Origin of the sequence: Alkalihalophilus sp. As8PL (genome assembly GCF_040939795.1) — a bacterium.
In the GTDB taxonomy this organism is placed as follows: Bacteria; Bacillota; Bacilli; order Bacillales; family Bacillaceae_D; genus Alkalihalophilus; species Alkalihalophilus lindianensis.
In genome coordinates, this window is record NZ_CP162551.1 from 1,652,337 (window position 1) to 1,671,256 (window position 18,920).

Here is an 18,920-nt window from a genome sequence, read left to right on the forward strand (position 1 = left end):
ACTTTAGTAGCATGTTCTTTATTCAAAAAAAAAACATTAGGATAAAACACCTAATGCTTTTTTATATCACTCTTATGTAGACTAGCCCTCAATAATTTCAAAACGGAGAACCTTATCCATGTTCACATATTCGTTTTTATGATCAAACCACTTAGCAGACTGAATCTTTTCAATTTGTTGGTTTAATTCATAACCACTTTCTAGTTCAAAGACAACACTTTCTCCTCCAGTGAAATAAAATGTAACAGTATAATTTTTCATACTTAATCCCTCCTATTATATCTATTCCCAATCGGAAAAGTCTTTAATCTTCCACATTGTAGAAGAATGTAAAAAAATCTATTAAGCTAGTTAAGGAGTTTTTAAATTTATAAGAACATTAAAAAAGCACCCCCTTTAGGATGCTTTAAATAACAACTGAAAGGTCTCCTCGACCGAAATAATCAAGTAGTTCTGGACCGTTATAGACTAGATTAACAATATCGGCAATTCGATATTGCTCTTCAGTAATCGTCATTCGTTCTTTATCTGGATAGGGAATAAACACGCGAAACCCATCTACTGCAACGGTATGGAAACGCTCAATCGGAACTCCGTTATAGCGAAGATTAAAGAACTTTTCATAAGCAATATCATCTTCATAAACCGAAATCCAATCCTCACTAAAGCCTTCGCTTGGAACCGTAATATCTGAATCAATTGTAATTGATATATTATCCTTTAATACATACACACTCGTGTCGTGATCATACAACCAATCACCAGGTCTCGAATTGATAAGTGCTAATTTAAATTCTTCATATCTCATCTTCGTCATCTCCTTTGTATGACTAATCCCCTCTCTTATTAAGTCTGAAACCTAGACAATAGATACAACCACAATCTTACAACCTTGATACTTCTTTCATTTGAGATGATAATAAAAGGGAATCTAGATAGAACTAATAAAAAGGGGAGCTTCTATTGAATCTATTTCAACATAATGCTTATGAAAAGTTCCTTCTTAAACCGAATGTTAAAATTAAGCTGAAACTAAAAATGATTCTTTTAATTGGTACACTTATTTCGCTTATGTTCATTACAATGGGTGTGTTTCTCCATTACTTCTTCTCTGATACGATCGAAACTCAATTGGGAGAAAGAGCCTTAAGTGTGGCGACAAGTATTTCTCACATCCCTGAACTACAAGAGGCTTTTGCAGAGCCTGATCCTGCCTCTGTTATTCAACCTTTAGTTAAACCGATTCAAGAAGCTACTGGTGCAGAGTTTATTGTTGTAGGAAATACAGATGAAATCCGCTACGCTCACCCAGATTCAGAAAAAATCGGCTTAAAAATGATTGGTGAGGATAATGAGCCTGCTTTAATTGATGGTGAGTCTTATGTTTCTAAAGCAATCGGGTCCTTAGGCTATTCCATTCGAGGAAAGGTTCCAGTGTACTCAGAAAACGAGATTGTCGGTGTCGTTTCAGTAGGATACTTAATTAATGATGTACAAAGCTTAATCCATACATACAGCAGAGAACTTTGGTTCGTTCTTTTCTTAATTGTCAGCTTGGGTATCATTGGTGCTATATTCATTGCTCATTATATTAAAAAGTTATTATTTGGTTTAGAACCTGAGGAAATCACCCACCTATTATTGCAAAAGGAAACCATCTTACAATCTACACATGAAGGGATCATTGCTGTTAATCAAGAAGGAATGATCACTCTAGCTAATCACGCTGCCCTGAAGTTACTTTATGATCAACATAAGGCATTAATAAGCCCCATCGGCAAACCTATTAAAGAGGTTTTACCTCAGTCCGCCCTGCCACAAGTTCTTCATACTGGGGAAAGTCATTTTGACAAACAGATGTATATAGGAGGCATCACAGTTTTAGTCAACCGTGTCCCTATCTTTTATCAAAAAAAGTTAATTGGGGCTGTTTCAACATTTCGTAATAAAACAGAAATTGATCAACTTACGAAAGAACTAACTAAAACAAAGCAATATGCAGATGCCTTACGTGCACAAACTCATGAATTTTCGAACAAGCTTTTTACCATTTTAGGTTTGCTACAATTAAATAGAAAAAAGGAAGCCATATCGTTCATTAAAAAGGAGAACAACATTCAACAAGATTGGATTCATTTCTTACTAGAAAAGGTTCCAGACCCAATGATCAACGCGATCCTTCTTGGTAAGCTCAACCAAGCTATGGAACAAAGAGTTGAAATGGTGATTGAAGACGGAAGCCAGCTAACCTATCCATTAGAAGAACATAAACGCGATTTACTACTGACTGCTTTAGGCAACCTTATTGAGAATGCAATAGATTCTGCTAAAACAAATCCTCATTCCACTCGTCAGGTGAATGTGTTTTTCACAGATATCGGTGATGATATTATTTTTGAAATTGAGGACTCTGGTAGAGGGATCCCTCCGTATTTAGCAAATGAGATATTCACTAAAGGATTCTCAACTAAAAAAGGAGCTCATCGCGGATTTGGCCTTGCTCTTACTAAAGAGGCGCTCCTAGAAGCAGGAGGAAACATTTATCTAGAAGAGAGCGACCTTGGAGGTGCTTGCTTCGTTATCACAATCCCAAAAGACTCAGAGATTTAAGGAGGCAGACCATGAAAGAATTATATAAAGTTTTAATTGTTGAAGATGATTTTCGTGTAGCGGAAATCACTCAACGCTTTGTTGAAAAGGTGGAAGGCTTTGAAGTTATTCGTATATGTAAAACAGGTGCTGAAACCGAGTTACTTCTATCTAATCATCCGTTGCCGGACCTTGTGTTATTAGATGTTTATATTCCTGATGTAGAAGGGCTCGAACTGTTCTGGAGTATTCGCAGAAACCAACCGAATGTTGATCTTATTATGACTACAGCTGCAAAAGAAGTACCCACATTTGAAGAAGTCCTTCGTGGCGGTATTTTTGACTATATCGTGAAGCCTGTTGATTTTAACCGGTTTAAAAGCACGTTAGAAAGATACAAAAAGCAACGAACCACACTGGCTGTAAAAGATCAATTATCTCAAGAGGAAATCGATCAATTGACTGGTGTTGCAGGCTCTCACCCTTCTTTTTCAAAGGAATACGATAAGCTCCCAAAAGGAATTGATAGCTTGACGTTAGAAAAAGTACAAACCGTACTCAGTATGGGAAAAGAAGCAGGACTGACAGCCAGCGATTTAGGAGAAGCAGTTGGAACCAGCCGTTCCACCGCAAGACGGTACTTAGAGTATCTAGTCTCCATTAACCAAGCAAAAGCAGAATTGAAATATGGTGATGTAGGAAGACCAGAAAGACGTTATACTACTCCGTGAACAAAATGAACAAAATACCCAAAAAGAACATTATTGCATTAATGTTCTTAAACTTCCCCCCTCTTATTTTTCATGATAAAGTTCTGTAATATCAGACAAATCAGAAAAAGAGGGGTATTTTATTTAAGGGGAAATGTATCCGCTTTCACCCCCCCCTCTTTATATCACATTATAAGGGGAGAGAATTATGCTTAGTATCATTGGATTCTTTACAATCTTAGCCATTGTCCTATTCCTGCTCAGCGGGAAAATGTCACCTATTATAAGTCTTATCACCATTCCGATCATCGGGGCTCTTCTAGCTGGCTTTACAATAGCCGATATCGGACTATTTTTTAACGAAGGTGTTAATCAAGTGATGAGCATTGTCATCATGTTCATCTTTGCGATTCTTTATTTCGGAATTATGCAGGATGCAGGATTATTTGATCCAATTATCAACAAAATCATCAAAATTTCTAAAGGTAATATTGTTGCAGTGGCAGTAGGAACCGTCATTATTGCAGCGATCGCTCATTTAGATGGATCTGGAGCTTCTACTTTCTTAATTACGATCCCCGCACTCCTTCCATTATATAAACGCTTGAAAATGAATCCATACTTGTTACTCCTATTGGTTGGGGCTAGTGCAAGTATTATGAATATGGTGCCTTGGGCTGGACCGATCGGACGTGTCGGCTCTGTTCTAGGAATGGATCCAACCGAGCTATGGAGACCTCTCATTCCGCTTCAAATCATAGCACTCGTTCTCTTGGTGGGTATGGCCTACTTCTTAGGATTAAGAGAAAAGCGTCGTATTCAAAAACAGACATTTGAATCTGATCAGCAGTTAGAAGTTGCTGCAGCTATTGATTACTCAGATGAAGAAGTTCCTCATGTGAAAGATAGCAGTCTTGCAAGACCTAAGTTACTCTGGGTCAATCTCCTGTTAACACTTGGATTGATCGCTATGTTAGTTTGGGGAATTCTTCCGGCAGGATTTATCTTTATGATTGCGTTAAGTATTGCCTTACCACTTAACTATCCTAAAGTAGATGATCAGATGGAGCGAATCAAAGCCCATGCTCCAAACGCTCTCTTAATGGCTGCTATCATTTTAGCAGCTGGTTCATTCCTAGGTATTTTAGGTGGATCTGGTATGCTTGATGCTCTTGCTACCGGTCTTGTTACCTTGTTACCTGCTTTTATCATTCCTCATCTCCACTTGATCATAGGTTTTTTCGGAGCCCCGTTTGAATTAATCTTGAACACTGATGCATATTATTTTGCTCTCTTGCCAGTTGTGGAACAAATCGTTACTTCATACGGAGTTGAGTCTACCTCCGCTGCGTATGCAATGGTGATTGGTAATATTATCGGGACCTTTATCAGCCCGTTCTCACCTGCTCTATGGTTAGCGCTTGGGTTAGCTGGACTGGAGATGGGTAAACACATTCGCTACTCCTTCTTCTGGATATGGGGCTTCAGCGTGGTGTTACTAGTGATTGCTATAGTGATTGGAATTGTGTAGGTAAACAAAAAAGCTTCCCATTCAATAATGAATGAGAAGCTTTTGCTTTTAGAAGTGTGGTGAAAATGTAGTTATTCTCAACCTACACTAATTAGATGGAAGCATAATTTCAGGCTTAATGAGCGCATGAATTACATCATGCCGCCCATTCCACCCATACCGCCCATGCCGCCCATGTCAGGCATGCCGCCGCCTTCGTTTTCCTCAGGCTTATCAGCGATAACAGCTTCCGTTGTTAAGAACATTGCAGATACACTCGCTGCGTGTTGAAGTGCAGAACGTGTAACTTTAGTAGGGTCAACGATACCCGTTTCAACCATGTTTACCCATTCGCCAGTTGCTGCGTTGAATCCGAAGCCAACTTCTTGTGACTTAAGGCGCTCAACGATAACAGAACCTTCAAGTCCAGCATTGTGAGCAATTTGACGAACTGGCTCTTCAAGTGCACGTAGAACGATGTTAACACCCGTTGCTTCGTCACCATCTGCAGCTACAGCTTGAACTGCTTTGATTACATTAATAAGCGCTGTACCACCACCAGCTACGATACCTTCTTCAACTGCTGCGCGAGTTGAGTTAAGTGCATCTTCAATACGAAGTTTGCGCTCTTTCATCTCTGTTTCAGTTGCAGCACCAACTTTAAGTACCGCGACGCCACCAGCAAGTTTTGCAAGACGTTCTTGTAATTTTTCTTTATCGAAATCAGAAGTTGTTTCTTCTAATTGTCCTTTGATTTGGTTTACACGAGCTGCAATTTGATCAGCTTCGCCTGCACCTTCTACGATTGTTGTGTTTTCTTTCGTTACAACAACCTTACTAGCACGACCAAGTTGAGTGATGTTCGCAGATTTAAGATCTAAACCGAGATCTTCTGTGATCACTTCTCCACCTGTAAGTGTAGCGATATCTTCAAGCATAGCTTTACGACGGTCACCGAAACCAGGAGCTTTAACAGCTACTGCATTGAACGTACCACGAAGTTTATTCACAACAAGCGTTGCAAGAGCCTCACCTTCAACATCTTCAGCAATGATTAAGATTGGCTTACCTTGTTGAACAACTTGCTCAAGAACAGGTAGTACCTCTTGAATGTTAGCAATTTTCTTATCTGTGATAAGCACGTAAGGATTATCAAGTACAGCTTCCATTTTATCAGAGTCAGTAACCATGTAAGGAGAAGCATAACCGCGGTCAAATTGCATACCTTCAACTACTTCTAGCTCAGTAGAGAATCCTTTTGACTCTTCGATTGTGATAACGCCGTCGTTTCCAACACGCTCCATTGCCTCAGCAATGATTTGACCAACTTCTTCATCAGCAGAAGAAATTGCAGCAACTTGTGCAATAGACTCTTTACCTTCGATTGGTTTAGCAATGCTTTTAAGCTCAGCTACAGCAGCAGCCGTTGCTTTCTCGATTCCTTTACGGATAACCATCGGGTTTGCACCAGATGTAACATTCTTTAAGCCTTCACGAATCATTGCTTGTGCAAGTACAGTTGCCGTTGTTGTACCGTCACCAGCGATATCGTTTGTTTTGCTTGCTACTTCAGCAACAAGCTTAGCACCCATATTTTCGAATGCATCTTCAAGTTCAATTTCTTTTGCAATCGTAACACCATCATTTGTAATTAAAGGAGAACCAAATTTCTTTTCAAGAACAACGTTACGTCCTTTTGGTCCAAGTGTTACTTTAACTGCGTTTGCAAGTGCATCTACACCGCGTAGCATAGAGCGACGTGCTTCTTCGCTAAATTTAATATCCTTAGCCATGATTTCGACCTCCTAGAAAATTGTGTATATAACCCTAGTTTATTTATTCATTAACCAATAATTGCGAGAATATCGCTTTCACGAAGGATCAAGTATTCAACTCCACCGTACTTCACTTCTGTACCAGCATACTTAGAGAAAATGATAGAATCGCCTTCTTTAACCTCAAGTGCAATACGCTCTCCGTTGTCAGTCACACGACCAGTACCAACAGCAACTACCTTACCTTCTTGTGGCTTTTCTTTTGCAGAGTCAGGTAATACAATCCCGCTCGCTGTTTTTTCCTCAGATTCGATTTGCTCAATGATAATACGATCACCTAATGGCTTTAACAAGGAAAACACCCTCCTTCAAGACCTATGTAATAGACTTATTAGCACTCGGTCACATTGAGTGCTAACACAATTATTATAATAATCATTACACTCTCGTTTTGCAAGCCCTTTACCATACTTTTTTTGATTTTTCTTAGTGATTTACTTTTAGAGTCGGATATGAGTACACTTAATTGAAACCACTACTATGTATTCGCGTTCATCCTAAGCATTCCTTCTGTCTTTCTAAAGTAGCTATGGTAAAATATATAGATTGAATAGATAAGAAATTTTTAAAAAGGAGTTAGCATATTGAATATTCGTTATTGGTGGATCCTTATTACATATGTATTAATGCAACTTTCTGCAATTCCTGGCACCTTGCTGTTAATGCAGATGGATGTTCCGTTTGAGCGCATTCCAGGAATTTGGAGTATCATTAGCTTCTCTTTAGGCCTAATCATTATTCTGTTCCTTCTCGTCCCAGATATGCGCAATAGGCATCAAGTACGAGGTCGCTCCACGCGAGGTGAAGCCGTCCGGTGGTCGATCATTGGTATTTTCATGGTGTTTGCTGCTCAGTACGCTGCAGCTTTAATTGAAATGTACGCGCTTGGTATTGAGCCAGGATCAGAAAACACAGAAGCCATTGTAGAAATGGCTAAAGCGTTCCCTGCTTTCATATTCGTTGTAGCGATTATTGGTCCAATATTAGAGGAAATTGTGTTTCGTTTAATCATTTTCGGAGCACTCTATAAACGATTCAATTTTTGGATTGCAGGTTTTGTGAGTTCGTTCATATTTGCTGCCATTCATTTTGATTTCACTCACCTTCTTGTCTACACAGCAATGGGCTTTGTGTTCGCATACCTTTATGTAAAAACCGGACGCATTCTTGTCCCTATTCTGGCACATGTTGCCTTAAACCTCTTTGTAGCTGTAGTGAATGTCCTTTTGGCTGACCAACTTGAAGATTGGGTTGAGAGGTTAGAAGAAGTACAACAAACATCATTGATTATCGGGGGATTATTATGAGGGTTTCTCCAACTGCGATGGCCCTAATGTACTTCACACTGGGAGTACTAGTTGTTTATATTGCGATCCTGAAAGTTGAGCAAACTGGATGGGATTTTTGGGCATATTTAATTATCGGGTTTGCCGCTTTTGACTTCTTGATCGCCTATCGTTTTTTCCGGATCAGACGTGTAATAAAGCAAATTCAAAAGCAACAAAAGAAAAAAGATGAATAAGAACATGACCGTGTCAATTAAGACACGGTCATGTTTTTATTTCTTACTTTTGATCCGAGTTTTCCCAAATAACTTCAGATAATTGCTTGATACGGTAGGCACTCATTAAGATTCGAACCACTCCTATTAATACGAAAAGGATAACGACAATATACAGTACCGCCATAACCATATGGATGGCCGCTAAAGGGAGAAGGACGACCAAAGCTACCTGGGTCCATACATAGAACAACTTGCTACTGACGAAACGCTCATGCCATTCGAACTGTTTGCGCTCCTTCAATAAATCAATGTAATAATTCATTAATTTGACAACAAACAAAATCGTCACCACTAATAATGCAATTTCCAACAATGAAAACCAACCAAGTAGTAAAGGATTTATTGGCAAAGCCGTTTCCTCCATATTCTCATTAGGACGAATAAAGAAGGAAGAAACCCATTCCAATGCACTTAAGGGGATTAACACATACACCCATGGAACTAGCTTTTTTATCTTACTATCTTCGTCCACTACTCTTTGTATGCCAAATAAAATGAAGATAAATCCTATAAATCCAGGTAAGAGTGATACTGAATTAATCTCAAAGTCTAAAAGAGCAATAAATAGCCCCCAAAAGATCAATGAAAACCCTAAACGAAACGATCGCACGTACTATTCCTCCCATTTAATTACTTTCCATCTATCTTCTCATTCTGTAAAAAATTTGTCGATCATAAAAAATCCTTGCACTATCATTACGATAAGTACAAGGATTAACTCTTATTTAGCCGTTACTTTTATCATGGTAGCAAGATTTTTAGCTGTTAACTCTAAATACTCTAAGCCATTTTCTAGTGCGTCATTCAATGTGGTGATTCCAGGAACAAGTGAAAAAGCTGCATCAATCCCCTGTTCATAAATCGTCTCATGACCTGGTGCAAGCCCCCCAGCAATCGCAATTACCGAAATACCTTCCATTTTAGCCGCCCTTGCTACACCAATTGGCGTCTTCCCATAGATGGTTTGATGATCAAGCCTTCCTTCACCTGTGATGACAAGATCAGCTCCCACTACCTTTTGGGTAAAATGAGTGGCTTCAAGCACTAAAGTAACTCCAGAATCTAATCTTACGTCTAAAAAGGCAAGCAACCCTGCACCTAGTCCTCCCGCAGCTCCGGCACCGGCAATGTCTTTTACATCTTTATTTAGTTGCTCGGAAATCACAATAGCATAATGAGCTAATGCCTTATCTAGCTGCTGCACCATTTCTTTCGTAGCTCCCTTTTGAGGACCATAGATAGCTGAAGCGCCTTGTTCTCCAAGAAGAGGGTTATCAACATCACAAGCAACCTCAATTGTTACTTCAGCTAACTTAGGGTGAAGGTCTTCTACGTTAATCGATTCTAGGTTGATTAATGCAGCCCCTCCGTACGGGATTTCTTTCCCGTTTGAGTCTAGTAACTTTACTCCTAACGCTTGTGCCATCCCTGCACCGCCATCATTTGTAGCACTTCCTCCTATGCCAACAATGATATGCTCTACCCCTTCATTTAAAGCATCTGCTATTAATTGTCCCGTACCATACGTGGTGGTTATTAATGGATTTCGTTGTTCGGTTGGTACAAGAGATAAGCCTGATGCTTCTGCCATTTCAATAACAGCTATTTTCCGATCTCCCGATAATCCATAGCTTGCACTTACCTGCTCACCGAGAGGACCCCTTACATTTACCGTTTTAACTGTACCATCAAGGGCATCAACCAACGATTGGACAGTCCCTTCTCCTCCATCAGCCATTGGAACTTTTATATACTCAACATCAGGAAAAATGCCTTTAAAGCCTTTTTCAATTGCATTAGCCGCTTCAAGAGCAGAAAAACTTTCTTTAAACGAATCAGGTGCAATCACTATTTTTTTCATCCAACTCGCTTCCTTTCCACAAGTATACTCATCACAAGAACCACTGGAATACACCAAAGATTAACGTTGAAACAATCGCCATAATTAAGCCCACGAGCGACTCATAAGGAATAAGTTTTAAGCGTTCATTTATTTGCATACCTACACTTCCTGCTGTTGCATGGAAGAAACTACCGTGGGGAAGATGATCAAGGACGGTTGCGCCAGCATGAACCATCGCAGCACCGGCAAGACCGGCAACACCTAACTCAAGCAACGTTGCGCCAAACACGCTACTTGCTACAGCTGAACCTGCTGTCGTTGATGCTGTAGCTGCTGACATGAATATCCCTGAAGCAGGCGCAAGAGCATAAGCTGGCAAGCCTAGACCATCAAGACCGTTAATAAGCACATCTCTCAAGCCTGAATTTGAGATAATACCAGCAATTGCTCCCGTTCCTATTAGTAAAATCGCAACACCTGACATTTTATTTAATCCAGAAATAGCGTATTGATTCATCATTTTAAATTTACCCATCACTAGTGCACCAATCAATCCACCTAAAGGTAAAGCGATCATTGGATCGACCACAATATCAAATAGTGGTCGCAACATTAACAGCACAATTGCTACAAGTGGAGCTACAATGGCAGCCGCAAATGATGGTGTCCCCGCGGCATTCTTTGATTCGACCTCTTCTAACTGAACGGCTGAACCTTTTTTAGATAGACGCTTTGCAATAAAATAAGTAGCCGTCACACCAAATGCAGCTGGAATAATCCCTGCTGCCATAACCGATGTAAGTGGTACATTGAATGCTTCTGATACAGCAATCGTATTTGGATTAGGACTCATAATATTTCCTGCTTTACCGCCACCAATCATCGCAAGCAAAATCGCAGTTTTTGATAAGCCCGCTTGGCTCGCAATTGCTAATGCAATAGGTGCTACAGTAATAACGGCCACATCAACAAAAACTCCAACTGCTGTTAAAATCATTGTGGCAATAGCTAGGGCTAGTAGCGCACGAGTTTGTCCCACCTTTTTGACAATCCCCTCAGCAATGGTCGCTGCTGCTCCCGATTCAATTAAAACCCCAGCCAACACACCAGCTGCCAATATCCTTAGTACTGCAGGAATAATTCCACCTGCTCCACCAATCATCAAGTCAACCGTATCAATCACTGATGCTCCGCCTACAAGTCCACCTACTAATGCACCTGTCATTAGCGCATATACAGGTGGTATTTTACGTAAAATCATTACGATTGCAATGATTAACCCTAATAAGGCTCCAATAGCTGTTACTTGCACATCCATCATTTTCTCCCCCTCACAACATTGCTCCCTTTTATTGTAAGCGTTTTCTACTCATCATTCATTGTGCACTTAAACTAAATATCCCTGTAATATCTAAAGTGTTTTTAGTCATATGCACAATATAGCTACGTTGAATTCGACTCGAACTGATCTATTTTCAAACTAATATAAAGCTCAAGTAGGGATTGGAGGTTTCTTGGGTCTTTTTTAGTGATGTCCGCAATTCGTTGCAGGCGGTATTGAATCGTATTTCTATGAACAAAGAGAGAGGATGCCACTTGTTGTATTTCACCGTTTTCTTCGATATATTTTTGTAACGTTTGCATTAGCTGAATCGATAAATCATCCTTCTTCAATGGTAAAATTACTTTCTTTAAATGCTCCGCCTCTGATAATCGAGAGATTCGATACAACCAAACGTCTAATAACAGATCTTCATATCTATGTATTCTTGTATTTGAGTCACGAAGCTTTCCTACTTGTAACGAGTCAAAAGCCTGTTCATAAGATGTGGGTAACTCTTGTATGGTGTCAATCATCATTCCACAACCTATTTCTAGCTCGTATCTTTGAACGATTTGAATCAGCTTCTCTTTATTTATTCTTCTTCCTTCAAGTAAGAAAAGGATATATTGATCTTTTTGAATCTGAATTGGCTCGCCATGTGCTTTTAATAGTTCTTTCAATGCTTCTTTTTGTTGTTCTTCTTTAGAACGGTTTAACGAATGTGGGGCTTCTATATAAAGAACTTCACACGGAAATTCAATCACCAATCCGAGCGATTCAGCTCTCGTTAAAAACAAGTTCCAATTATCTACTTTCCCTTCAACAACTTGTCTAACTAATTCTTCTTTGTGACGAGTATCCCATTGCAGTTCAGCCGTTAAGAACGCTTGGCTTAACGAAAGTTCCGCCGCCATTTTGACTAACTTGCCATACCCTCGAATATCCTCAAGTGGTCCTGTCACCCCAATAACACCAACAATTTCTCCATTAAATGTAATAGGCAGGTTAATCCCCGTCTTTGTCCCTTTCAACCTTATTACATCCTCATCGCTCACTTCTATTTCCGCCCCTTTAGCAATAGCTTCTACTGCTCCAGCGTGTAATTCATACAACCGACTTTCATCTCCACTCCCCATAATAATACCGTCTTTATCCATCACATTTACATTGTAGCCAATAATCTCAATGGTCCGATCTACGATTTCTTGTGCTAATAACTTTGTTAACATCTCTCCACCTCGTTTGCCTTCTGCTTATACCTTTAATCTACACAACAAACCCTCCTAGATAAACAGTGTACTGCTCTAGGAGGGTGGACCTTGTCACTATTATAAACCAAGAATATCTACATCTTTAAGGTTCATTGATCGATTAAGTTGAATTTGATTCTTATATGAGTTGGTACGTGATCGTAGTGAATTGATTGCCACCGTTCTTTTATACTGAGCTTCATTCAACTGAAAGAATGGTGAAGTAGAAAAAACATGATCATCCATTACGATGAGTTCAATTTCCTGCCAACCTTCATACTCTGCTCCGAAGACATTTTCCTGTGTAATGAAACGATTATCATAACCTGATTGATGAAGTTCTTCCTCATTCATTACTAATTCTAATAATTGATCATGCTTTTCAGTAAGCTCAGGAGTCTCTTTATGAGAAATAAATGGGAGCACCCGCTCTCCTTCCTCCCATAAATAAACCTTCATCTTCTCTGAAATATCTGTACTCCGCAACTGATCAAATTGGAATGAATTCATCTGATTCGTAGCGCTTTCAGTTGGTTGGCCACAAGCGACCAAACCAAGTAGGCAAAGCCCCACTAGCAAGCTAAAATACCCCTTCATCCTTCATACCTCCATTAATAAACTTTGATATATATTGTAAAAATAACTAAGAATCTATACCCTTTCAACAAGAGATTAAACCAAAATCTCCAAAATAAGGCTGATAACCTACAAATTTCTACATAGTTTACCCTACAATAGTACCATTATCCTGATAGCCTATAAAAAAACCACCGATAAGTCGAGTACTCATCGGCGGCATTATTTATTGATAAGGAGCCTTACCTTTTGCTCCCCACCAAAACAATAGAGCTATACAGATTATCACAATCAAAAGAGGCGCAATCATAATTAAGAAAAAATCCATTCTTATCCTCCTTACTTTTTACCTTGTACATATTTGTTATCAAACAAAAATAATCTCATCAATAGATATAAAGAAGGGATCAAGAGGAACAAGCCAGCTATAAAGGCAATAATAAGCGCAATTGCCATTGCCTCGTTTGTAAAACCATCATAGATCGTGAGGTGCGGATATAGAAGATATGGCAAATGAGATGCTCCATATCCATAGAACGCAGTCGCGAACTGTAACATGACAAAGATAAACGAAAGCCCTAAGTTCTTCTCTTTCCAAATATAATACACAGCTCCTAAAAAGAAGAGAAAAGATAAACTAAACATCCAAGCAAGGTCTACCATATTCTCAAAGTGAGTAGGATTATGTTCGTTTAAGGCAAAGAACACAAGTATACTTGCCATGATCGTTGGGAAACTCCAAAACAACGCATATCCACGCAATACTTTAAATGCATCCATATCACGTGCTTTATATGCATAGAATGTTAAGAAACAAGCTGAGATATAGAGCACACTTACAATGGCTAGTATGACCACAGTCCAAGAATAAAAGCTTGAAAACAAGGTGGCGTAGTCAAGATATACATGGTCCGATTCTACGACAATAAATCCACCTTCAGAAATCGTCAAAACAACTGATAAAGAGGCAGGAATTAATAAACCAGTGGCTCCATATAAAAACTGATAAAACTTACTTCCCTTTTCCCCGTAATGATGAAAAGCATAATATGAACCACGTATGGCTAGTAAAATGATAGCAATACTACCTGGAATTAAAAGTGCTGTACCATAATAGTACGCTGTTGATGGGAAGAAACCGACAATCCCAATGAAGAAGAAAACAAGAAACACGTTAGTGACTTCCCACACTGGAGATAAATAACGGTTAATGACTTTATTTACAATATGTTCACGGCCTGTGACACTTGAGAAGTAGCTGAAAAAACCGGCGCCGAAATCGATCGACGCCACGATTAAATAGCCATAAAGAAAAGTCCACAGAACGGTAATACCTATTAATTCATAATCCATGGTCGCTCTCCTCCCTATTCAATGCCTCGGTTTTTAAGCTCTCGCTCTACCGGATTTGATTTGAACATTATTCGTAAAACCGTAATACATGATACGGTTAAGATTAAATAGAGCAAAATAAACAAGTATAACATCAGATCAACATGTGCAGACGTTGTAGCGCCTTCTGCAGTTGTCATGTACCCCACTAGTATCCATGGCTGGCGACCAATTTCAGCAAAGAACCAACCCATTACAATAGCAATAACTGATAGCGGTCCCCCTAGTAAGATGGCCCATAACAGTAAACGGTTATGTTCATTCCATTTCCGCATGCGTTTGATCACTACATAAGCAATGGAGACGAAGGCTAAAAACATTCCAATCCCTACCATTGCATCAAAGAAATAATGCACGATTAGTGGTGGTAATTCATCTTGATTAAACTCCTCTAAGCCAATCACTTCAGCAGTTGGAGAACCATGAGCTAAAATACTTAATGCATAAGGAATCTCAAGTGCATATTTTATATTTTGATCTTCATCTAGTACACCACCTAATACAAGAGGTGCCTCTGTCGATGTTTCAAAATGCCACTCTGCAGCCGCTAATTTCTCTGGTTGATATTCGGCTAAATATTTGCCGGATAGATCCCCAATTAAAGCTGTAGCTACTGCAAAGACTGCAGCTACAGTCATTGTAAGATGTAGAGCCTTCTTGTGATAGACGTGATTTTTCCCTCTTAACAGGGCATAAGCAGCAATGGCAGCTAGCACAAAGGCTGACGTTAAGTATGCTGATGATAGAACATGTGCCACTTTTGTTGGTGTAGCTGGATTAAACATTGCAGCAATGGGGTTAATATTTGTAATCACACCGTTTTGAATTTCAAACCCTGTTGGTGAATTCATAAATGCATTCACCGTCGTAATGAAAAAACCTGAAGCCGAGGCTCCGATAACAACCGGTATTAATAATAAGAAGTGATGCATCTTGTTCTTGAAGCGATCCCATGTATAAAGATAGATTCCTAGAAAAATCGCTTCAAAGAAAAAGGCAAAGACCTCCATAAACATCGGCAAACTAATCGCATGTCCTGCAACTTGCATAAAGTTTGGCCATAACAAGCTAAGTTGAAGGCCAATCGCAGTACCTGTGACCACACCTATAGCAACCGTAATGACAAACCCACGTGCCCACCGTCTAGCAAGCAAACGGTAGTGTTCATCATTTCTCTTTATCCCTATCCACTCAGCAAGAGCAATTAATAGTGGTATACCCACCCCAATCGTCGCAAAAATAACGTGATAACCTAAAGTCAGTCCCGTCAAAATACGACTATATAAGACCGGATCGTATTCAAACATCCTATTCCCTCCCCAATTAAAACGAACATTTATCTGCGTATTTGCTCAATCATTCACATACTTCATTATCTTTTTTAAAAGGTATATGATTACACATTACCATAATGACAAAGGTCGAAACCTATCTTTTTATGACAACTATGTGAAATTAATCACAATATCAAATCTATGAGAAAAAGACCAATTATTTCTAGTCTTTTTCTCATCTTCTATGAAGCTTTTTCAAGTTCTTTCTTAGAACTCTTTTCTAGAAAATAGGCGGCAGGAATCGATAAAGCCGTGATGAGACCCACTACAATAAACCCTTCATTAATCGCTTTAAGACTTGCCTCTTCAATCGAGATCGCACCAACCAGTTGGCCCCGTCTCACCTCATAATATATAGAAATAAAAACAATCCCTAACGCTGAACTCATTTGGCGCATCACATTATTCATGGCTGAGCCCCTTGAAATCAATCGATCCGGTATTGCATTCATGCCAGTTGTGGTCGCTGGCATAGTACTAAAACCAGTTCCAACCCCTCTAATGGCCATCATAGTAAAGATAAACAGAAGCGACGTTTCTAAAGTAAGAAATCCTAAAGCAAATGTTCCAATTGAAAGGATAAGAAGTCCTGTTGTCACGATGCCACCTGCGCCTTTTCGATCCAAGATTCTCCCACCTATCGTCATAAATAAACCCGTTAATAAAGCAGAAGGGAGGAAGATAAGTCCCGTCATAATCGCACTTAGACCATACACTTGTTGAATCAACAATGGAATTAAAAAGATCCCTGCGAATAAACTAATCGAAGTTGTACCAGCTATAATAACACTATATGTATAGGCAGGTACACGGAATAGAGATAAATCAAGTAAAGGCTGATCGACTCGCTTTTCAATTTCAATAAATGAGAGGAGTAGAATCACACCCGAGAATACGAGTCCAATATTAAGAGGCATCAATAAGTGAGCAAGTTCTGACATTCTACCTAAAGCGAGAAGTATGGCCCCCACTCCTGCTGTTACAGTTACAAACCCCCATAAATCAAAATGAACCTTTTTATTAGAAGCAGTCATTGGCAGATATTTAAAGGCAAACCATAAGCCAAGTAAGCCAATCGGAACGTTGCACCAAAACAAGTAATGCCAACTTGTGGTCTCAAGCAGAATGCCACCAACCGTTGGTCCAATCGTAGGAGCCATCATTGCCGCGATTCCCCATACTCCTGTAGCCATGCCTCGCTCATTTCTTGGGAAGGCCTCAAAGATAAGGGCCATTGAAAGTGGCATCATAATGCCTCCACCAATCCCTTGGAGACCACGAAAGATGATTAACGATGAAAGATTCCAAGAAAAAGAACCGAGGACAGAACCTAATACAAAAATAGCAAGCCCAATACAATACAGCTTTTTTTTACCGAATCGATCACCTAGATATCCCGTTACAGGAACAGTCATTCCCATTGTTACCATGAAGATAGTAATGACCCACCCAGTACTTACTGCATCTGAATCAAATACTTCCATCAATTTAGGAATCGCCGGGTTTAACATACTATTATTTAAAATCATGGTGAATGAACCAAGAAGTACGGCTATTACCACCATCCACTTGCTAGATAGTTTCCCCATAATATACACACCATTTCGTCTATCGAAAGATTTTCTTTTATCATAGCATGAATGATCGAATGATAAATCAAAAAAGCCCCACAGATACTACTTTTTTAAAGTCACATCCGTTGAGCTTTTCGCCTCGTTCTTATATATGTTGATTTTGGCGTTGTTTTAAAGATTGATAAACTCGTTCAATTTCTTGTAATGTTAACTCAAATAATTGACGACCTTGAACTTTATATACACCAAAAGCGATTATTTTTTCAATTAAATTATCCTTTAATTGTTCTGTAGTACTTGTTGCCCTATTCATGATTTTCCTCCTTTCTCCACTAGTTTAGTTCCCAATTAAACGTTTGATTAAACAAATTCAATCAGCAATTGTTATGTAAAATTATCGCAAGTCTACAAAAAAAGCTGTTAAGCGAAAAACGCTTAACAGCTTGACCTATTTCTTATGTTGATTTTTTTCCTCTTCTTCCATTAAACGCTGAGCTCGTAATACCTTACGATACGTTATCCTTGATACCCAGATGCTAAATTCATATAAGAATAACAAAGGCAAAGTAACCATCAAATGACTTAATAGCTCAGGAGGTGTAATAAAGCCGGCGATAACTAGTAATAAAAAGTAAGCAAGTTTTCGCACACTAGATAAGAAAGCTGGGGTGATCAAACCTAGTCTAGTCAAAAACATAACCACTACTGGTAATTGAAACAACAACCCAAACGGCAATGTAATTTGAAATAAGAAAGAAAAGTACTCATTAATGCCGTAATGCTCTATTATATCTAATCTCTCCGCTAAATCGCTCATAAAATGAATGATAAACGGAAATAAAATAAAATAAGAAAAAGCAATTCCTGTAAGAAATAAAATGAAAGCAATCGGAATATAGGCCAGAGTCGCTTTTTGTTCATTCTCATGCAACCCCGGTCTAATGAAAGCCCATAGTTGATATAAGATAACAGGAAAAATAATAATTAGAGCACTTGCAAAGGCAAATGTCATAAAAACTCTTATCGAATCAGTCATCTTAAAAGCATGCATCGATAAATCTTGCGCAGTCGGCGCATTTTGCAAATACGTAATTAACGGTGTGGCTAAAAAGAAGCCGGCAATGAGTGCTATTAGAAAGAATACAACGACAATCATTATCCGACGTCGCAACTCACCAACATGATCCATTACCGACATATCACGTGCTTCCATTTATAAACCCTTCCTGCTTAAGCTTGATCTTTATTTGTTTTCTTTTTGTCGTCCTCTTCGTCAGCCAAGCCTTTAGTGGCGTTTTTAAATTCACGCAATGTATTTCCGGCTGCCTTACCAAGCTCTGGCAGCTTTTTTGGTCCAAAAATCAACAATGCGACAAGTCCAATAATAACAATACTTCCTGCACCTAAACCCATAGGTAG

At 39.1% G+C, this 18,920-nt stretch carries 20 protein-coding genes; 5 read left to right on the top strand and 15 right to left on the bottom strand.

Features of this window, described 5'->3' with window-relative positions; genetic code table 11:
* Positions 1-81: 81 nt before the first annotated feature.
* Together AB3N04_RS09800 and AB3N04_RS09805 are read right to left on the bottom strand one after the other, a co-directional pair.
* Positions 82-261 carry a hypothetical protein gene (locus AB3N04_RS09800; RefSeq protein WP_368505847.1) on the bottom strand — a complete coding sequence of 60 codons (180 nt, stop codon included), beginning with the start codon at positions 259-261 and terminating at the stop codon, positions 82-84.
* Between the two features lie 145 nt (positions 262-406).
* Entirely contained in the window at positions 407-808 is a 402-nt protein-coding gene (locus AB3N04_RS09805; protein WP_368505848.1) for a hypothetical protein, read from the bottom strand.
* Positions 809-963: 155 nt separating this feature from the next.
* Between AB3N04_RS09805 and AB3N04_RS09810 the strand changes: the two genes are divergently transcribed.
* The 3 genes from AB3N04_RS09810 (at position 964) to AB3N04_RS09820 (ending at position 4,830) form a co-directional block, all read left to right on the top strand.
* The gene (locus AB3N04_RS09810; protein ID WP_368505849.1) at positions 964-2,610 is read left to right on the top strand and encodes an ATP-binding protein; all 1,647 of its coding nucleotides are present in this window, start codon (positions 964-966) and stop codon (positions 2,608-2,610) included.
* An 11-nt stretch (positions 2,611-2,621) separates the two neighbouring features.
* A complete protein-coding gene (locus AB3N04_RS09815) occupies positions 2,622-3,320 on the top strand; it encodes a response regulator (protein WP_368505850.1) in 699 nt (232 codons plus the stop codon).
* 187 nt (positions 3,321-3,507) lie between these two features.
* Entirely contained in the window at positions 3,508-4,830 is a 1,323-nt protein-coding gene (locus tag AB3N04_RS09820) for a CitMHS family transporter (RefSeq protein ID WP_368505851.1), read from the top strand.
* Between the two features lie 131 nt (positions 4,831-4,961).
* Here the strand turns inward: AB3N04_RS09820 and groL are convergent, their stop codons facing one another.
* Positions 4,962-6,602, bottom strand: a complete 1,641-nt coding sequence (groL, locus tag AB3N04_RS09825) for a chaperonin GroEL (RefSeq protein ID WP_317123778.1) — start codon at positions 6,600-6,602, stop codon at positions 4,962-4,964.
* A gap of 50 nt (positions 6,603-6,652) precedes the next feature.
* Complete coding sequence (gene groES / locus AB3N04_RS09830) at positions 6,653-6,937, bottom strand: co-chaperone GroES (protein ID WP_317123779.1); 285 nt, start codon at positions 6,935-6,937, stop codon at positions 6,653-6,655.
* A gap of 291 nt (positions 6,938-7,228) precedes the next feature.
* Between groES and AB3N04_RS09835 the strand changes: the two genes are divergently transcribed.
* Both AB3N04_RS09835 and AB3N04_RS09840 read left to right on the top strand, forming a co-directional pair.
* Positions 7,229-7,951 carry a lysostaphin resistance A-like protein gene (locus AB3N04_RS09835; protein ID WP_368505852.1) on the top strand — a complete coding sequence of 241 codons (723 nt, stop codon included), beginning with the start codon at positions 7,229-7,231 and terminating at the stop codon, positions 7,949-7,951.
* On the top strand, positions 7,948-8,166 hold the full coding sequence (locus tag AB3N04_RS09840; RefSeq protein WP_047973048.1) for a YdiK family protein: 219 nt from the start codon (positions 7,948-7,950) through the stop codon (positions 8,164-8,166). Before AB3N04_RS09835 ends, AB3N04_RS09840 begins: the two co-directional genes overlap by 4 nt.
* 43 nt (positions 8,167-8,209) lie before the next feature.
* Here AB3N04_RS09840 and AB3N04_RS09845 read toward each other — a convergent pair whose 3' ends face one another.
* The 11 genes from AB3N04_RS09845 to AB3N04_RS09895 all read right to left on the bottom strand — a co-directional run bounded on the left by AB3N04_RS09845 (position 8,210) and on the right by AB3N04_RS09895 (position 18,914).
* Positions 8,210-8,818, bottom strand: a complete 609-nt coding sequence (locus AB3N04_RS09845; protein WP_368505853.1) for a hypothetical protein — start codon at positions 8,816-8,818, stop codon at positions 8,210-8,212.
* Between the two features lie 111 nt (positions 8,819-8,929).
* The gene (locus AB3N04_RS09850; protein ID WP_368505854.1) at positions 8,930-10,069 is read right to left on the bottom strand and encodes a glycerate kinase; all 1,140 of its coding nucleotides are present in this window, start codon (positions 10,067-10,069) and stop codon (positions 8,930-8,932) included.
* A 31-nt stretch (positions 10,070-10,100) separates the two neighbouring features.
* Entirely contained in the window at positions 10,101-11,369 is a 1,269-nt protein-coding gene (locus AB3N04_RS09855; protein WP_368506023.1) for a GntP family permease, read from the bottom strand.
* Positions 11,370-11,494: 125 nt separating this feature from the next.
* A complete protein-coding gene (locus AB3N04_RS09860) occupies positions 11,495-12,604 on the bottom strand; it encodes a CdaR family transcriptional regulator (protein ID WP_368505855.1) in 1,110 nt (369 codons plus the stop codon).
* Between the two features lie 99 nt (positions 12,605-12,703).
* The gene (locus AB3N04_RS09865; protein WP_368505856.1) at positions 12,704-13,222 is read right to left on the bottom strand and encodes a hypothetical protein; all 519 of its coding nucleotides are present in this window, start codon (positions 13,220-13,222) and stop codon (positions 12,704-12,706) included.
* Between the two features lie 318 nt (positions 13,223-13,540).
* Positions 13,541-14,554: a cytochrome d ubiquinol oxidase subunit II gene (locus AB3N04_RS09870; RefSeq protein WP_368505857.1), complete on the bottom strand. Its 1,014-nt coding sequence runs from the start codon at positions 14,552-14,554 to the stop codon at positions 13,541-13,543.
* A gap of 14 nt (positions 14,555-14,568) precedes the next feature.
* Complete coding sequence (locus AB3N04_RS09875; RefSeq protein ID WP_368505858.1) at positions 14,569-15,900, bottom strand: cytochrome ubiquinol oxidase subunit I; 1,332 nt, start codon at positions 15,898-15,900, stop codon at positions 14,569-14,571.
* A gap of 209 nt (positions 15,901-16,109) precedes the next feature.
* Positions 16,110-17,516 (bottom strand): MDR family MFS transporter, encoded by a 1,407-nt coding sequence (locus tag AB3N04_RS09880; protein WP_368505859.1) that lies wholly within the window; start codon positions 17,514-17,516, stop codon positions 16,110-16,112.
* Between the two features lie 130 nt (positions 17,517-17,646).
* A complete protein-coding gene (locus AB3N04_RS09885; RefSeq protein ID WP_082153739.1) occupies positions 17,647-17,814 on the bottom strand; it encodes a Fur-regulated basic protein FbpA in 168 nt (55 codons plus the stop codon).
* A 135-nt stretch (positions 17,815-17,949) separates the two neighbouring features.
* Entirely contained in the window at positions 17,950-18,714 is a 765-nt protein-coding gene (tatC, locus tag AB3N04_RS09890; protein ID WP_368505860.1) for a twin-arginine translocase subunit TatC, read from the bottom strand.
* Between the two features lie 17 nt (positions 18,715-18,731).
* On the bottom strand, positions 18,732-18,914 hold the full coding sequence (locus AB3N04_RS09895; protein WP_368505861.1) for a twin-arginine translocase TatA/TatE family subunit: 183 nt from the start codon (positions 18,912-18,914) through the stop codon (positions 18,732-18,734).
* Positions 18,915-18,920: the final 6 nt, after the last annotated feature.

Excerpts from the sequence above, each read along its gene's own strand:
- AB3N04_RS09870 (WP_368505857.1), bottom strand. The coding sequence starts at position 14,554 with ATGGATTATGAATTAATAGGTATTACCGTTCTGTGGACTTTTCTTTAT.
- AB3N04_RS09815 (WP_368505850.1), top strand. The coding sequence starts at position 2,622 with ATGAAAGAATTATATAAAGTTTTAATTGTTGAAGATGATTTTCGTGTA.
- AB3N04_RS09850 (WP_368505854.1), bottom strand. The coding sequence starts at position 10,069 with ATGAAAAAAATAGTGATTGCACCTGATTCGTTTAAAGAAAGTTTTTCT.
- AB3N04_RS09805 (WP_368505848.1), bottom strand. The coding sequence starts at position 808 with ATGAGATATGAAGAATTTAAATTAGCACTTATCAATTCGAGACCTGGT.
- AB3N04_RS09880 (WP_368505859.1), bottom strand. The coding sequence starts at position 17,516 with ATGGGGAAACTATCTAGCAAGTGGATGGTGGTAATAGCCGTACTTCTT.
- AB3N04_RS09865 (WP_368505856.1), bottom strand. The coding sequence starts at position 13,222 with ATGAAGGGGTATTTTAGCTTGCTAGTGGGGCTTTGCCTACTTGGTTTG.
- AB3N04_RS09895 (WP_368505861.1), bottom strand. The coding sequence starts at position 18,914 with ATGGGTTTAGGTGCAGGAAGTATTGTTATTATTGGACTTGTCGCATTG.
- AB3N04_RS09820 (WP_368505851.1), top strand. The coding sequence starts at position 3,508 with ATGCTTAGTATCATTGGATTCTTTACAATCTTAGCCATTGTCCTATTC.
- tatC (WP_368505860.1), bottom strand. The coding sequence starts at position 18,714 with ATGGAAGCACGTGATATGTCGGTAATGGATCATGTTGGTGAGTTGCGA.
- AB3N04_RS09875 (WP_368505858.1), bottom strand. The coding sequence starts at position 15,900 with ATGTTTGAATACGATCCGGTCTTATATAGTCGTATTTTGACGGGACTG.
- AB3N04_RS09800 (WP_368505847.1), bottom strand. The coding sequence starts at position 261 with ATGAAAAATTATACTGTTACATTTTATTTCACTGGAGGAGAAAGTGTT.
- AB3N04_RS09885 (WP_082153739.1), bottom strand. The coding sequence starts at position 17,814 with ATGAATAGGGCAACAAGTACTACAGAACAATTAAAGGATAATTTAATT.
- groL (WP_317123778.1), bottom strand. The coding sequence starts at position 6,602 with ATGGCTAAGGATATTAAATTTAGCGAAGAAGCACGTCGCTCTATGCTA.
- AB3N04_RS09840 (WP_047973048.1), top strand. The coding sequence starts at position 7,948 with ATGAGGGTTTCTCCAACTGCGATGGCCCTAATGTACTTCACACTGGGA.
- AB3N04_RS09855 (WP_368506023.1), bottom strand. The coding sequence starts at position 11,369 with ATGGATGTGCAAGTAACAGCTATTGGAGCCTTATTAGGGTTAATCATT.
- AB3N04_RS09860 (WP_368505855.1), bottom strand. The coding sequence starts at position 12,604 with ATGTTAACAAAGTTATTAGCACAAGAAATCGTAGATCGGACCATTGAG.